The sequence below is a fragment of the Lutibacter sp. B1 genome (genome assembly GCF_012524075.1).
Taxonomy (GTDB): Bacteria; Bacteroidota; Bacteroidia; order Flavobacteriales; family Flavobacteriaceae; genus Lutibacter.
In genome coordinates this window covers 12,021-27,607 of sequence record NZ_JAAZUI010000019.1, presented here as the reverse complement: position 1 = coordinate 27,607, position 15,587 = coordinate 12,021, and the positions used below count along the sequence as shown (strand labels likewise).

Here is a 15,587-nt window from a genome sequence, read left to right as displayed (position 1 = left end):
ATTAGTTAAATAATTTTTCAACTTTATGAATAGCTTCAGGCAAGCAAAATACAACGGCTTTATCACCGGCCATTATTTGAAAGTCACCAAAAGTCATGTGGGCTACACCATTTCTAATAACTCCTCCAAAAACAGCCTTTTTTGTTAATTGAATATCTCTAACAATTTTTTTAGTTACAGGAGAGCCCTCTTTTACTCTAAATTCAAGAACTTCGGCATCAACATTATGCAAGTTGGCAAGTTTTAATACTTCGCCTTTACGAACATGTTTAAAAATAGCACTGGCTGCCAATAGTTTTTTATTGATTAAAGTATCAACTCCAATAGCTTGAGAAATATTTATATAATCCATATTTTCAACCAAAGCAATTGTTTTTTTAACACCTTTAGATTTTGCTACTAAACACGACATAATATTAGTCTCAGAATTTCCTGTAACAGCAACAAAGGCATCCATGCCTGCTATATTTTCTTCTTCTAAAAGTTCAACATTTCTACCATCTCCTTTAATAACAAGAGCGTTAGGTATTTTTTCAGCAACTTCTTTTGCTCTTTCTTTATCTATTTCAATTAACTTGATTTTAAACTTGTTATCACAAAGATTTCTTGCAGCTTTTACACCAATTTTACTTCCACCTAAAATCATAACATCTTTAACTCCAAACTGAGTTTTACCCATTAGTTTGTAAAGTTTTTTGATACTTTCTCTAGGTGTAGAAAAATAAATTTGATCATTAGCTCTATAAATTGTTTTTCCTCTTGGAATAATTGTTTCATCACTATTTTCAGGTTTAATGGCAATAGTTATAAATTCAACATCCGAAAAACGTTCCCGAGCTTCTTTAACTGTTAGGTTAATTAAAGGGGAATTATATTCTAATGTACTGCCTAAAATATTTAAAGTTCCGTTTTCAAATTGGATGGTATCATTAAAAGCAGATTGATTTAGCAACATTTTAATTTCATCTGCAGCAAGTTCACCCGGAGAAATCATACTGTCAATACCAATTTCTTGAAAATCAATTTCAGTACTTTGAACAAATTCGTGACTCGATATTCTGGCAATAGTTTTTTTTGCTCCTAATTTTTTAGCAAGTACAGCAATAGTAAAATTAGTATTTTGAGATTCTGTAACAGCTAAAAAAATATCAGCATCCTGTATATTTAACTCTTTTAAAAGTTTAATTGACGTTGCATCACCTTTTCGGGTAATTACATCTATATGGTTACTGGCATAATCAAGTCTTTCAGTATCCTGATCAACTAAATAAATATCTTGAGATTCAAAAGAAAGCAGTTTAGCTAAATGAAAACCAACATCTCCTGCACCAGCAATAATTATTTTCATAGGTAGAAATATTTGTACAAAGATATATTACTTATTTTTGAAAAAAAAATTTGTTATGATATATGAAAATAAAGGGATGTCTATTAAATCCTGGGCTGAGGATGATAGACCAAGAGAAAAATTACTTTTAAAAGGAAAAACAGCTTTATCGGACGCCGAATTGATTGCAATTTTAATAGGATCAGGCAGTAAAAATGAAAGTGCGGTTGATTTATCTAAAAGAATATTAGCTTCAATTGATAATAATTTAAATAAGCTGGGTAAATTATCAGTTTCAGAATTACAAAAATTTAAAGGAATTGGTGAAGCTAAGGCAATTTCAATTATAACAGCTTTAGAACTGGGCAGAAGAAGAAGATTAGAACAAGCTTTAGAATTACCAAAAATTACAAGCAGTAAAGCTGTGTTTGAAATTATGCAGCCATTAATTGGTGAGTTACAGCATGAAGAATTTTGGATAGTTTATTTAAACAATTCTAATAAGGTTTTATTTAAAGAACAATTAAGCAAAGGTGGATTAACAGGAACTTTGGTTGATGTTAGGTTGGTATTTAAAAAAGCAATTGAACTTTTTGCAACGGCAATTATACTATGTCACAATCATCCTTCAGGAAAATTAAACCCTAGTAATGCCGACAAAACAATAACAAACAAATTGAAGTTAGCAGGAGAAACTCTCGATATAAAAGTTCTGGATCATTTAATTATTACTGAAAATGCGTACTTTAGCTTTGCCGATGAAAATTTATTATAGAAGCTATAATTGTATAAACTAATGCTACTAATATACACACATAAAATAACGCCGAGGCTTAATTATATTTTTAAGCATTTTTTTACCAGAATATTACAAATACCGGTAACTTTTACTACCAGAGTTGATGAGTTTGTAGCACATAATGGTCCAAAAATTACCTATTCAAAATCAGCATTAGGATCAGAGTTTTTTATAAGAAGTCACGATCTTTTATTTGAACAAGGAATAAATGATATTGATATAAATATTTCTATGTGGGATGATGTTCCTTGCTTTTTTCCGTCGGGAGAAATATCAAATATTCCGTATGATATTTTTGCTGCAAGTTTTTATTTAATAAGCAGATACGAAGAATATTTACCACATGTACAAAATGAACACGAATGCTTTCCTCCTGAAGAGAGTATAGCTTTTAAAAACAATTTTTTAGAAAAACCTGTAATTGATATTTGGGCTTTTAAATTTTTGGAGTTATTAAAAGAAAAATTTCCTAAATACTATTTTAAAACAAGAGAATTCGATTTAACATCAACAATAAATGTTAATAGAGCATTTACATACAAACACAAAGGAATTGTTAGAACAGTTGGTGGTTTTTTTAATGATTTTTTTCATTTAAGATTTGTAAATTTATACAATCGTTTATTGGCAATTTTTAATTTTAGGAAAGATCCGTATAATACTTTTTCAGAAATTTTAGAAATAAAAGATCAATTAAATATTAATACACTATTTTTCTTTTCCATTGGAGATTTTACAACATACGATAAAAATATTTCGTTTTCAAACTACAAGTTCAGATCATTAATAAAATCGGTAGCCGATTATGCAAAAATAGGACTTCAGCCATCATATTTTTCATATAAAAACGCAGAAAAGCTAAAAAAAGAAAAATTAAGGTTAGAAAATATTATCAATACTCCTGTAATTTTTTCGCGTCAGTATTATTTACGTTTAAGCATTCCCGAAACCTATCAAAATTTAATAGATTTGGATTTTGAAGAAGATTATACTATGGGCTATGTAAGGTGTGCAGGTTTTAGAGCAAGCACATGTACACCTTTTTATTTTTACGATTTGGATTTTGAAATTCAAACACCTTTAAAAATAATACCATTTGCATTTACAGATTTTACTCTAAAAGAACATATGGGACTTTCTAATGAAGAGAGTTTACATAGAATTTTGAAATTAAAACAAGAAGTGAAAAAAGTAAACGGAACATTTGTGTCGGTATTTCATAATGAAACGTTAAGTGAAAATAATTACTGGAAAGGTTGGAGTTCCATTTATAAAACAATGGTAACAAAATAAAAAAACACCAAAAAAAGAATTTTAATAGAATGAATATAAAGCACATTTTTTTTGATTTAGATCATACGTTGTGGGATTTTGAAACAAATTCTGATAAAGCTTTTGAAGTAATTTTTGAAAAACACAAAGTAAAAGTTAGTTTGCAAAAGTTTTTAAATTATTATAGAGACATTAATCAGCATTATTGGAAATTATATCGAGAAGAGAAAATTTCAAAAAACGATCTTAGATATGGAAGGTTAAAAGATACTTTTGATAAAATAAAACATAACGTTTCTGACGATTTAATTCATAATTTATCAGTTGATTATATTGAAGTTCTTCCGGAGAATAATGAACTTTTTGAAGGTACTCACCAAATTTTAGAACATTTATCTACAAATTATAAGCTTCATATAATTACCAATGGTTTTAATGAAGTTCAGTATAAAAAGATTGAAAATTCAGGATTGAATAAATATTTTGATAAAATTATTACATCAGAAGATGCCGGTGTAAAAAAACCAAATCCTATCATTTTTAACTATGCCTTAAAAGTTGCAAATGCAACCTCACAAGAATCTATAATGATTGGCGATAACTGGGAAGCTGACATTATGGGAGCTAAAAATGTTGGTTTTGATGTAATTTATTTTAATTATTATTCACAACCTGTTTCCGAAAATATAAAATCTGTAACAACTTTAGAACAAATAAAAAAATATTTATAAGTAATAATATTGTTTTTTAGATGTTTAAAAACTATGAGATACTTAAAGTATATATCAATATTTTTAATAAGTTTTCTGATTAAAAGTTGCACCAAAGATGTTGATTTTGATCAAATTGATGATGCCAGTATTAAAACGGAATATATTTCAACGCTTGTATATTTTAATCTAACTGCCACAAATTTTTTAGATGAATTTAATAATGAAATTACAAGTATAGGCGACATCATTGATGCGCCAATTTCGGATGAATCACAAGATTATTTGGAAAAAATTGAATTCACCATTATTACAGAAAATTCATTTGATAGAGATTTTTTAGTACAAATTGCTTTTTTTGATAAAAACAATACGCTAATTTATACTTTACAGCCAGATGTTTACATTCCGGCAAATACAACAACTTTAACAACAATTATAGAAATACCCGAAACAGATATTGATGTAATTTACAATACCGAATATTTTGGTTTTATATTATCTCTTTTACCAAGTTCTGACGGAAGTGTCATTTCAAATTCCGATACATCAACATTAAATTTAAAATCATCAGCAAAGCTGTTTTTTAATTTTAGAAAGATATGAGGAAATTGCAAATATTAGTACTTCTTGTTTATGCCATAAACTATTCTCAAAATAAACAAGTGTTATACGATTTTGCTGGTTTGCCTCAAACTTTAATGATGAATCCAGGAGCCGAAGTTGACAATAAATTTCATATTGGTTTTCCCATTTTATCACAAATTTCAGTACAAGGAGGATTTACAGGATTTTCTACGTACGATATTTTTGCCGACAATGGAGTTGATATTAATGATAAAATTAGAGATGCCATACATGGTTTTGGTAAAACCGAATTTACCATGGTAAATCAACAATTAGAAATTTTAAGTGGTGGCTATCGTCTAAAAAATAATGATTATTTAAGTTTTGGTTATTATCAAGAGTTAGATTTTTTAGCAAAAATTCCACGTGATTTGGTCGATTTATTTTACGAAGGAAATACAAATATAGGGAGGCGTTACTCTATGAAAAAAATGACTGCCAGAGCCGAGATGTTGGGCGTTTTACATGTTGGTTTATCTAAAAAAATTAATGATAAATGGCAAATAGGTGGTCGTGCTAAAATTTATTCAAGTGTTTTTAACGGAAAAACAAAACAAAATAAAGGAACATTTTATACTGAATATGGTACTAATAACATTTACAAACACAATTTAGAAAATGTAGATTTTTTAATGCAAACATCCGGAATGTTTTTAGATGATTATGATGATGTAACACCATCGTACGTTCAAAGTAAATTATTTTTTGGAGGTAATTTGGGACTTGGTTTAGATGTAGGATTTACACATCATTTAAAAAAGCAATGGACAGTTAGCGGAAGTATACAAGATATTGGTTTTATATACAATACAAAAGATGTAGAAACGTATCAAATAAAACATGGATATTATCAAATTGAAGGAATTCAGGTATATTTTGACCCGAATAATCCGGAAGATTATTGGAAAGATTTAAAAGATGATTTTGATGAAAAAATTGTGTTAGATACAATTTACAAAAAGTACATTTCTATCAGACCCGTAAAATTAAACGGAGCAGTGAGTTATTCTTTTGGACGTCCGTATTATGACGATTGTCGTTTTTTAACAAGTAACGAATTATATACTAATAAATTAGGATTTCATCTTTATTCTACAATTGGTGCAGTTCATTCTTATTTGGCAGCAACGTTATTTTATGAGCGAAGAGTAACTAAACATTTAGATACCAAATTTACATATACTTTAGATCCGTTTTCGTATTCAAATTTAGGTGTAGGGCTATCTACACAATTTGGAGCTTTTAATACCTATTTTATAGCAGATAATTTATTGAAATTAAATAATGTGTATAACGCTAAAAGTGCAAATTTTCAACTAGGGATTAATTTTATTTTTAACAATAAAAATTAGTACATTTACAAATAATAAATGAAGAAAAATCAAAGTTTTTTAATTATGAATAAAGCATCTAAATTCAGTTTTATATTTCTACTATTAAGTTATTCAGCAATGTTTGCTCAAAAAAGTATCAACTCATATAAATATATAATTGTACCAATACAGTACGAATTTCAAAAATCTGAAGATCAGTATCAGATAAATTCGTTAACAAAATTTTTATTTAATAAAGCAGGTTTTACTGCAGTTTTATCTAATGAAACATATCCTGAAGAGCTATTAAAAAATAATTGTTTAGCATTAAAAGCTGTTGTAAATAATAACTCAAGTTTATTTACAACTAAGGCTACTATTGATTTGATAGATTGCTACAACAACAAAGTTTTTTCTACCAATGAAAGAAAAACGAAAGAAAAAGAGTATAGAAAAGCTTATCATGCTGTAATTAGAGAAACTTTTGAAGATATTGAAGCACTTGGATATGCTTATAATGGTTCAGAGAGTGTTATTATTCCGGAAGTGGAGAAAAGAGAAATAATTTCAAAAACAGTAGAACCTGCAAAAGCGGAGAACAAACTTACTGAAGCTCCTAAAAAAATATTGGGGGAAGATAGAATAGAAGAAGTAACAGTTCCTTTAGTAGAAAAACCTGTAGTGGTTCCTGAAATTGTAAAACCTATGTCTAAAAGTGCTTTTGTAAAAGCTATTGAGGGAACATACAATTTTGGCAAATGGGGAAATTCAAAAATTACATTAAAAGGAGAACATTATTCTGTTGTAAGTGGCGAAGAAAACTTTGAATTTGCAACCTTGTATAAAACATCTAAACCTAACTTTTATATTATTAAATGGAATGCATTTAAGCAACCTCAATTAGTTGAAATGGATAGTGAAGGTAGCTTAAAAGTTGATTCTGAAAATGGTGTAGCTATATACAAACGAATAAACTAATATTTATATTTGTTTTTCCAACGATTTTTTAAAAAATCACGAATAGCATTTTCACGAGCGTTATTTCCCGGTTCGTAAAGTTTAGTATTCTTTATTTTTTCAGGTAAAAATTCTTGTTCAACAAAATTACCATCGTAACTGTGAGCGTATTTGTAATCTTTGCCGTAATCCAATTCTTTCATTAATTTGGTAGGCGCATTACGTAAATGCAATGGAACTGATAAATCACCTGTTTCGTTTACCAAAGCTTGTGCTTTCCCTATGGCTTCATAAGAAGCATTACTTTTTGGAGAACTTGCCAAATACACAGCACATTGACTTAAAATGATGCGCGATTCAGGAAAACCAATAATATTTACCGCCTGAAAAGTATTATTAGCTAAAATTAGCGCAGTAGGATTTGCATTTCCAATATCTTCCGAAGCTAAAATAAGCATTCTTCTGGCAATAAATTTAGCATCTTCACCACCTTCAATCATTCTGGCAAGCCAATAAACAGCTCCATTAGGATCACTTCCTCTAATAGATTTTATAAAAGCCGAAATTATATCGTAATGTTGTTCACCTGCTTTATCGTATAAAACAGTGTTTTTTTGAATTTTACCAAGCACCATTTCGTTAGTAACTATAATAGGCTCTTCTTCAGAATTTACAACCAATTCAAAAATATTCAACAATTTTCTGGCATCACCACCCGAAACACGTAACAAAGCTTCTGTTTCCTTTAGGGTAATATCTTTTTTAGAAATCACTTCATCTTTTTGTAATGCACGTTGTAGCAATTCTTCCAAATCACTTTTACTGAAAGAATTCAAAATATACACCTGACAGCGCGAAAGTAATGCCGGAATCACCTCAAAACTCGGATTTTCAGTAGTAGCACCAATCAAAGTAATCCAACCTTTTTCAACAGCTCCTAAAAGTGAATCTTGTTGAGATTTGCTAAATCTATGAATTTCATCAATAAATAAAATTGGGTTTTTAGTGGTAAACAAGCCACCGCTTTGTTTCGCTTTTTCAATAACATCTCTAACATCCTTAACACCCGAACTAATAGCACTAAGCGTATAAAAAGGCCTTTCAGATTCCTTAGCAATAATATAAGCCAATGTAGTTTTTCCAATTCCCGGCGGTCCCCCAAAAATAAGCGAAGGTATAAGTCCTTTTTTAATATGCTGAGTTAAAGCACCATTTTTACCCACCAAATGTTGCTGGCTAATATAATCGTCTAACGTTTTTGGCCTAATTCGTTCTGCTAAAGGTTCATTCATAAAGTAAAAATACTAATAAATTGGGTAAATAATTGTTACATATTTAGGTTTAATTTTCTAGTTTCATTAAATAAAGTTAATATTTTGTGCGTTGCACTGCATTATATTTGTGCCGGGCTATCCGTTATATCTTTTTTGGTGGTTGAGCGGAGTCGAAATCCAAAAAAGGATGTCACTTCTATCCCTAACGCTTAAAATTAAAGTAAATTTCATATTTTTATACAATGCCACAAAATCAAATTAAATACAATTCTAAAGCTTTATATGTACCTGTTTTAGCTTTAATTATAATTTGGATAATTTATGTTATTGAGATAAAATTCAAACTGAATTTTAATTCATTAGGAATTTACCCAAAAACGGTAAAAGGACTTAGAGGAATTTTGTTTTCGCCTTTCATACATAGCGATATTAAACATTTGCTAAATAATTCAGTACCTTTATTTGTAATGTTATGGTGTTTGTATTATTTCTATTATAAAATTGCTAATAAAGTATTGATTCTAGGAACAATTTTAACAGGTTTATTAACTTGGCTTATAGGTAGACCATCCTTTCATATAGGTGCAAGTGGCGTTATTTATTTATTGGTGAGTTTTATTTTTTTTAGTGGAATTTTTAGAAAATACTATCGTTTAATAGCGCTTTCATTAGCAGTTGTGTTTTTATATGGAGGTATGGTATGGTATATTTTACCGGTTGAAGAAAGAATTTCTTGGGAAGGGCATTTAGCCGGTTTTTTGGTAGGATTGTTATTTGCTTTTATTTTTAGAAGATTAGGTCCTCAGCCGGAGAATTTTACATTCACTAAAAATGAAGAATTTGAAAAACTATTTGACGATAACGGAAATTTTATTCCACCCGTTGAAGATGAAGAAATCCTGGAGCAAAAAGCTGACAGCGAATAGTTAATAGTGAAAAGCGAATAGGAAATAGGGAATAGGGAATAGGAAATAGGGAATAGACAACACCCAACAACTAATAACTAACCCAATCTTTGTCTAGTAGCTTCATATAAAAATGCACCACAAGCAACAGAAACATTTAAAGATTCTATTTCTCCTTGTAAAGGTAATTTAGCCTTTTTATCTACAATTTTTAAAATAGATGGATTTATACCTCTATCTTCCGAGCCCATAATAATAGCAGTAGGTTGTGTAAGGTCAATGTCGTAAATTAAATTATCAGTTTTTTCAGTAGCAGCAACTAATTGTATTTCTGCCGCCTGAAATTGAAAAATAGCATCTTTAATATGATCTACTTTACAAATAGGAACTTTAAAAGCAGCACCTGCTGATGTTTTTATGGTGTCAGAACTTACAGGAGCATTTCCTTGCTTTTGAATAATAATACCATTTACACCGGTACATTCAGCAGTTCTTATAATTGCACCAAAATTCCGAACATCGGAAATTTGGTCTAACAATAAAAAGAGTGGAGTAGAAGTAGTTTCTAAAGTTTTAGAAATTAATTCATCTAAATCAGCAAATTTTATAGGCGAAATTTCTGCAACAACTCCTTGATGATTGCCATTTTTTGAGAGCCTGTTTAATTTTTCAACAGGTACATAACTTGTTGCTATAGTATTCTTTTTTATAAGCGTGTTCAATTCAGAAAATAAATGACCACCTAAACCTTTTTGTAAAAAAACCTTACTTATGGTTTTTTCTGAGTTTATAGCTTCAATAACAGCTCTAATACCAAATATTTTTGAAATTTCGTTTTCCATTTTGCAAATGTAGTTATATTGTGGGAATAAAGTCTAATACAAATATTCTATTTATTTAAATTAAGGTATAGTTTTTGCTGATATTTTTTCAAAAGTTAAAAATTTATTATTATGAAATATGTATTTTATTTAAGTTTTATTTTATGTTTCACAAGTGTTTTAGGGCAGAGCCCTGTAAGTGAGAGTCTTAATAAAGAAAAAGGAGGGCGGTTAGAGATTAGTCAAAGTAGAGAAATTAAAGGGACAGATTTTATTTATGATGAATGGAATAAAGGAATACTTGTATTAAACGACAGTGTTTTTTCAAAGCAAGATTATTTAAAATACGATACATATAAAGATCGAGTTTTAATTAAAAATATGAATAACATTAGTGAAGTTATAGAAATTAAAGATAAATCTTTTACCGGTTTTTCTATTATTGAGGGTAAAAAAAATATAAAGCATGATTTTGTTAAAATTCCAAGTGAAAATTTTAAAGATGAAGACCAAGGAGGATTTTATGAAATAGTATTTAATAAAGAAAATACTAATTATTTTATAAAAAAGAATAGTAAAGTTTTATATGACCCAAATAGAAGCAAAGGAACACAAACTATAAATAATTATCCTTTGGAATATCGCGATATAGTTGAGTATTATATTAAAAATAATGAAGGGTTATATGTTAATGTTAAGCTTAAGAAAAAAGATATTAAATCAATTTTAACAAACCACTCGCAAGATATAGATTTTTATATTAAAGCTAACAAAATAAAATTTAGTAAAGAAAATGACGTGATGAAGTTGATAAATTATTATTATTCTTTATGATATGATAAAAAAACCATCTCAAAAAAGAGATGGTTTTTTGGTATTAAAAAGTTTTATATTTTAATAACCTGTATTTTGTTCCATATTAGAGTTAGCATCCATTTCCGATTGAGGGATTGGCCATGCCAATCTATAATCACCATAAGGAATAGTATTTAAAAAATTTTGTTCTAATTCAATTTTCTCAATATCTTTTCCTGTTCTAACTAAATCGTCAAAGCGAAATCCTTCAAAAATTAATTCTTTTCTTCTTTCATTAAGAATATCATCTTTTGTTACTGAAGTATATGCAGTAGCTCCTCTATTAGAGGTAATTAAGTTTAATTGCGTTAAAGCATCTCCTCCTGTTTCAAATAATGCTTCGGCATAGTTTAAAATTACTTCTTCATATCTTATTAAAGGAATATTATCGTACCCTTGGTTATCAGGGTATTTGCCAATATTGACAAGATAGGTATTTCCTCTTCTGTTTGTATCATAACCTAAAATATCAGCACGTACATCACCTTCTTCATATAATGTAGCAACATTTGGTAAAGCAGAAACATCACCATAGCTACCTACACCATTATCTGTTCTATAAATATATGCTAATCCATTAATACCTTGATTATCAGTAGCACTAAATGCCAATTCAAATATCGAGTTAACATTTTGGTTACTTTCCCAAGAAGAAATATAGTTATCTTTAGGTATTATTGAGTATTTACCAGAATTAATAACAATTTCAGCAGCTGCTTTAGCCTCTCCCCACATTTCAAAATATAGAGCAACTCTAGATTCTAATGCTTTAGCAGCATATTTTGAGAAAAATTCTTTATTAGAGCTAACACTCATTAAATCATAAGCGGTACCTAAATCGCTTAAAATAAAGTTTTTTACTTCTTCAATTGTATTTCTTGATCTGTATAATTCTTCTTCGGAACTTGTAGAACTTAAAAATTGAGTTATATAAGGAACTCCTAAATTTCCTCCAACATGCTGCTGTCCATAAGTTTTTAATAAATCAAAATGTGCCAAAGCTCTTATTGCGTATGCTTGCCCTTTAATATGATTTCCTTCATCAAGATCTCCTTCAAGTGAATTGAGATCAGTATTTATGATAAGATTTGCGCTTGAAATAACAGAATAACAATTATCCCATATATAACCGGTATTGGCTGAATATGTAAAGCCAGCTTGAGTTGTAAATCTTCCGGAGTTACCATTTGAGAAACAGTTATCTGTTCTTACTTCGTTTGTTACAATATAATCTCTACCATAGTATTCTGAATTTGTCATACGACTATATGCTCCTTTAATTAAGGCATAAAGATTATCAACACTTACTATTCCTGTTTCAGAATCCTTGTTTTGTTTAAGTGCAGGATCCAAATCATCGGTTGTACACGCATTTAGTATAACTAAAAATATTAATGCGAATACAATTTTATATAAATTATTTATTTTTTTCATGAGTTTTTAAAATTTAACATTAATACCAAAAATAATTGATTTAACAGGAGGTGTAGTTAATGAAGTAAAACCTGTTGCATCAACTTCAGGGTCATATTTTAAATTATCATCTTTAACCCAAGTATATAAGTTCGTTCCACGAACAAATACTCTTAAGCCATCTAAACCAATAGTATCCATCATTTCGTTGTTAAAGTCATAGCCAAAAGTTACATTCTTTAATCTTATATAATCACCATCGTATAAAAATTTTGAATGACTCATCCAAGGTCTTCCTGTATATTCAAATTTACCATATCTAGTACCTTCATCTCCTGGTTGTTGCCATCTGTCTAATAAAGCATCGACACCTTGATAATATACTACAGAATATACATCAGTACCATTTGTATAACGAGCCCAATCTTCATATACTTTATTACCTCCTGAATAGTAGGCGTTAGCATCAACAAAAAAGCCTTTAAAATCAACATGTAAGTTTAAGCCTGCAGTTAATTTTGGTAAAGCACTTTCTCCTTGCCATACTTGGTTAGCCTCATTAAAGTTAGAAGTTGTTTCGCTTCCTTTACCATCTATATACCATGTTTCATTACCTGTATCAGGATCTACACCTGCCCAAGTTGGCATATACCAACCATAAACAGGATGGCCAGACTCAACTCTTCTTGTAGAAGTAGTTATGTTAATTTCTTCACCATTTAGGTCTTTTGCTAATTTAGTAACTTCGTTTTTATTTGTTGCTAAATTACCACCCAAGCTTAAATTAAAATCTTCTGATCGTACAATATCAAAATTAATTTCCATCTCAAACCCTTTATTTTCCATTTCACCAATATTTTTGGTTTGATAGATAGATCCATTACTGTCCGGTATACCAGTAGTTTGTGAAAGTGGCACATCTAATAAAAGATCTTTTGATTTTCTATTGAAGTAGGCTAATGAACCTGAAATTCTATTATCAAACAAGCCAAAATCAATACCTAAATCTAGTGTGTTTGATGTTTCCCATGTTAAATCTTTATTACCAAAAGTTCCAGGGTAAGAAGCTCCTTCTCCAGCATAATCTGCATCAAAATTTAAAAGAGACTGGTATCTATTTAAACTAATGTTAGCATTACCGGTTTTACCATAGGAAGCTCTTAATTTTAAATTGGTTAAGAAGTCTGCATTTTGTAAGAAATTTTCTTTGTGCATATTCCATGCAGCACCAACAGACCAAAAATTACCCCATCTATTGTCTGAACCGAATCTTGAATTACCTTCTCTTCTGTAGGTTGCATCTAAAATATATTTACTGTCAAATCCAGCATAATGAATAGTTCCCATATATGAGGCTACATGCCAGTCATAATAAGTTGAATTTGCAGTTGTTGGATTTCCTGCTGTATTTAAATTTGTTAAGCCTACATCACTAAAATTATCAGCATCAGCTTCTAAATAATAGTCTCTGTTTGTTTGATATTCTTGTAATACTTTAAAATCAAACTTATGACTATCATTTAATTGTAATGTATAGTCTAAGGAGTTTTGGAATACATAAGTGGTATTACTATTATGAGCTTGCCATCCATAACCATTTGAACTGGATCCATCACCACTTATTGGGTTTCTATATCTTTTATAATTATAAACTATATAATCAATATTCGCTCTGGTTGTGAACTTTAAATTTTCAATAGGTGTTTCCCATTCTAAAGAGTTATTGGAAATAATTCTGGTATATTTAGAATCATCAATATCTTCTTCAGCAATCCACAGTGGATTTGGTAATGTTGTATTTAGATTAAGAGTACCATCTTCATTATATGGCTGTTCAATTGGAGGCATAAAATATTTAACAGTTCTAGGAGATGAAAAATATGAACTTGCTTCTAATAATCCATCTTGATATGTATATGAAGCAGAATTTAATGTGCTGAATTTTAATTTTTCAGTTAGATTTTTGTTAAAATTTAAATTGCCAGTATATCTTTCAAATTCAGACCCAATTACAGTAGCTTCTTGTTTAAAATATCCAAAGGCAGCATAGAAATTAGAATCTTCATTACCTCCTGTAGCAGAAATATTATATTCTTGTACTGGAGCATCATTATTTTTGATTCTTTTATCCCAATCAGCTTCAGGGCTTCCAGCTTCTCGCCAAGCAGCATATTCTTCTCCTAAATACATGTCATAAAATTCTCCTGCTTCTTCGACATTAGCTAAATTATAAATAGGACCATATGTATTGTAAACAGCTTCATAAGCAAGTTCCATTCTTTCTTGCCCTGTTAAGACATCAGGGCCATCAGTTGCATCATTTGAAAAACCATATGAAGAAGTAAAGTTAAAAGAAGTTTTACCTTCCTTACCTGTTTTAGTTGTAATCACAATTACACCATTTGCTCCACGAGCTCCATAAGCAGCTGTTGCTGAAGCATCTTTTAGAACAGTAATACTTTCAATATTATTACTATTGATACTTGATAATGCTGATAATGATGAGCCAGAAGTAGTTGCAGAAATATTTGAATTATTCATTGGTACACCATCAATAACATAAAGCGGTTCATTACCTGCTGTAATTGAACTAATACCACGAATTCTTATATCTGTTGTTGAACCAGGGGTTCCCGAATTACCACTAAATACTAAACCTGCTACTTTCCCTTGTAACACTTGATCAACGGAAGCTACTGGGACTTGAGCAATTTCATCAGATTTAATTTGAACAGTAGAGCCGGTAAGTTCAGTCTTCTTTTGAGAACCATATCCCATAATAACAACTTCTTCAAGTATATTAGAGCTAGATAAAAGAGCATTAATAGTGTTAGATGCACCAATGGCTTTTTCAACAGTAGTCATACCAACATAGCTAAAAACCAGAATATCTCCTGTATTCGCTTTTATGGTATAATTACCGTCAAAATCTGTTTGGGTACCATTTGAAGTACCTTTAACTATAACATTCACTCCAGGTAATGGTCCACTTTCATCAGAAACTGTACCTGAAATTGTTTTTTCTTGTGCAAAGGTAAATTGCACGAGTAACGCTAGAATAAGCGTTAAAATTCCATTAAACTTTGTTTTCATTGTAAAATTGTTTGAATTAAATTTTGTCAAAAATCTTAAATAATTATTAAATTACCTAATTAACGGATAGAAATCAGTTAAGTGTAATTACTAATAAATTATAAAGATATTTATTTTTAGATGAGTAAATATTAATATGGTTGCTTTTAAATTAATACAATTTGGTGGTATCAATAAAATTATATATTAAAGCTATAAAATAAAAGTTAAGGTATATTAAT

General features: G+C 29.5%; 13 protein-coding genes. 8 read left to right on the top strand and 5 right to left on the bottom strand.

Annotated features, from left to right (window positions below; translation table 11 throughout):
- Position 1: 1 nt before the first annotated feature.
- Positions 2 to 1,348, bottom strand: a complete 1,347-nt coding sequence (gene trkA / locus HGB55_RS11450) for a Trk system potassium transporter TrkA (RefSeq protein ID WP_168817037.1) — start codon at positions 1,346 to 1,348, stop codon at positions 2 to 4.
- Between the two features lie 55 nt (positions 1,349 to 1,403).
- Here trkA and radC point away from each other — a divergent pair, with 55 nt between their 5' ends.
- The 6 genes from radC to HGB55_RS11420 are packed head-to-tail and all read left to right on the top strand — an operon-like array spanning position 1,404 to position 7,026.
- The gene (gene radC, locus HGB55_RS11445; RefSeq protein WP_168817036.1) at positions 1,404 to 2,102 is read left to right on the top strand and encodes a DNA repair protein RadC; all 699 of its coding nucleotides are present in this window, start codon (positions 1,404 to 1,406) and stop codon (positions 2,100 to 2,102) included.
- 21 nt (positions 2,103 to 2,123) lie between these two features.
- Positions 2,124 to 3,419, top strand: a complete 1,296-nt coding sequence (locus HGB55_RS11440) for a polysaccharide deacetylase family protein (protein ID WP_168817035.1) — start codon at positions 2,124 to 2,126, stop codon at positions 3,417 to 3,419.
- Positions 3,420 to 3,448: 29 nt separating this feature from the next.
- Positions 3,449 to 4,129, top strand: a complete 681-nt coding sequence (locus tag HGB55_RS11435) for a YjjG family noncanonical pyrimidine nucleotidase (RefSeq protein WP_168817034.1) — start codon at positions 3,449 to 3,451, stop codon at positions 4,127 to 4,129.
- Between the two features lie 33 nt (positions 4,130 to 4,162).
- Positions 4,163 to 4,714, top strand: coding sequence for a hypothetical protein (locus tag HGB55_RS11430; RefSeq protein ID WP_168817033.1), 552 nt, complete (start codon positions 4,163 to 4,165; stop codon positions 4,712 to 4,714).
- Positions 4,711 to 6,087, top strand: a complete 1,377-nt coding sequence (locus HGB55_RS11425) for a DUF5723 family protein (protein WP_168817032.1) — start codon at positions 4,711 to 4,713, stop codon at positions 6,085 to 6,087. The genes HGB55_RS11430 and HGB55_RS11425 overlap by 4 nt, the downstream gene beginning before the upstream one ends.
- Before the next feature lie 18 nt (positions 6,088 to 6,105).
- The gene (locus tag HGB55_RS11420; RefSeq protein ID WP_168817031.1) at positions 6,106 to 7,026 is read left to right on the top strand and encodes a hypothetical protein; all 921 of its coding nucleotides are present in this window, start codon (positions 6,106 to 6,108) and stop codon (positions 7,024 to 7,026) included.
- Here the strand turns inward: HGB55_RS11420 and HGB55_RS11415 are convergent.
- The gene (locus HGB55_RS11415) at positions 7,023 to 8,297 is read right to left on the bottom strand and encodes a replication-associated recombination protein A (protein ID WP_168817030.1); all 1,275 of its coding nucleotides are present in this window, start codon (positions 8,295 to 8,297) and stop codon (positions 7,023 to 7,025) included. The two genes, HGB55_RS11420 and HGB55_RS11415, sit on opposite strands and share 4 nt — an antisense overlap.
- 224 nt (positions 8,298 to 8,521) lie before the next feature.
- Here HGB55_RS11415 and HGB55_RS11410 point away from each other — a divergent pair, with 224 nt between their 5' ends.
- Positions 8,522 to 9,205, top strand: a complete 684-nt coding sequence (locus HGB55_RS11410) for a rhomboid family intramembrane serine protease (RefSeq protein ID WP_168817029.1) — start codon at positions 8,522 to 8,524, stop codon at positions 9,203 to 9,205.
- A gap of 77 nt (positions 9,206 to 9,282) precedes the next feature.
- Here the strand turns inward: HGB55_RS11410 and rlmB are convergent, their stop codons facing one another.
- Positions 9,283 to 10,026: a 23S rRNA (guanosine(2251)-2'-O)-methyltransferase RlmB gene (rlmB, locus tag HGB55_RS11405; RefSeq protein ID WP_168817028.1), complete on the bottom strand. Its 744-nt coding sequence runs from the start codon at positions 10,024 to 10,026 to the stop codon at positions 9,283 to 9,285.
- Between the two features lie 111 nt (positions 10,027 to 10,137).
- Here rlmB and HGB55_RS11400 point away from each other — a divergent pair, with 111 nt between their 5' ends.
- A complete protein-coding gene (locus HGB55_RS11400) occupies positions 10,138 to 10,839 on the top strand; it encodes a hypothetical protein (RefSeq protein ID WP_168817027.1) in 702 nt (233 codons plus the stop codon).
- Positions 10,840 to 10,899: 60 nt separating this feature from the next.
- Here the strand turns inward: HGB55_RS11400 and HGB55_RS11395 are convergent, their stop codons facing one another.
- Both HGB55_RS11395 and HGB55_RS11390 read right to left on the bottom strand, forming a co-directional pair.
- Positions 10,900 to 12,294 carry a RagB/SusD family nutrient uptake outer membrane protein gene (locus tag HGB55_RS11395; RefSeq protein WP_168817026.1) on the bottom strand — a complete coding sequence of 465 codons (1,395 nt, stop codon included), beginning with the start codon at positions 12,292 to 12,294 and terminating at the stop codon, positions 10,900 to 10,902.
- 6 nt (positions 12,295 to 12,300) lie between these two features.
- Entirely contained in the window at positions 12,301 to 15,366 is a 3,066-nt protein-coding gene (locus tag HGB55_RS11390) for a TonB-dependent receptor (RefSeq protein WP_168817025.1), read from the bottom strand.
- Between the last annotated feature and the right edge of the window lie 221 nt (positions 15,367 to 15,587).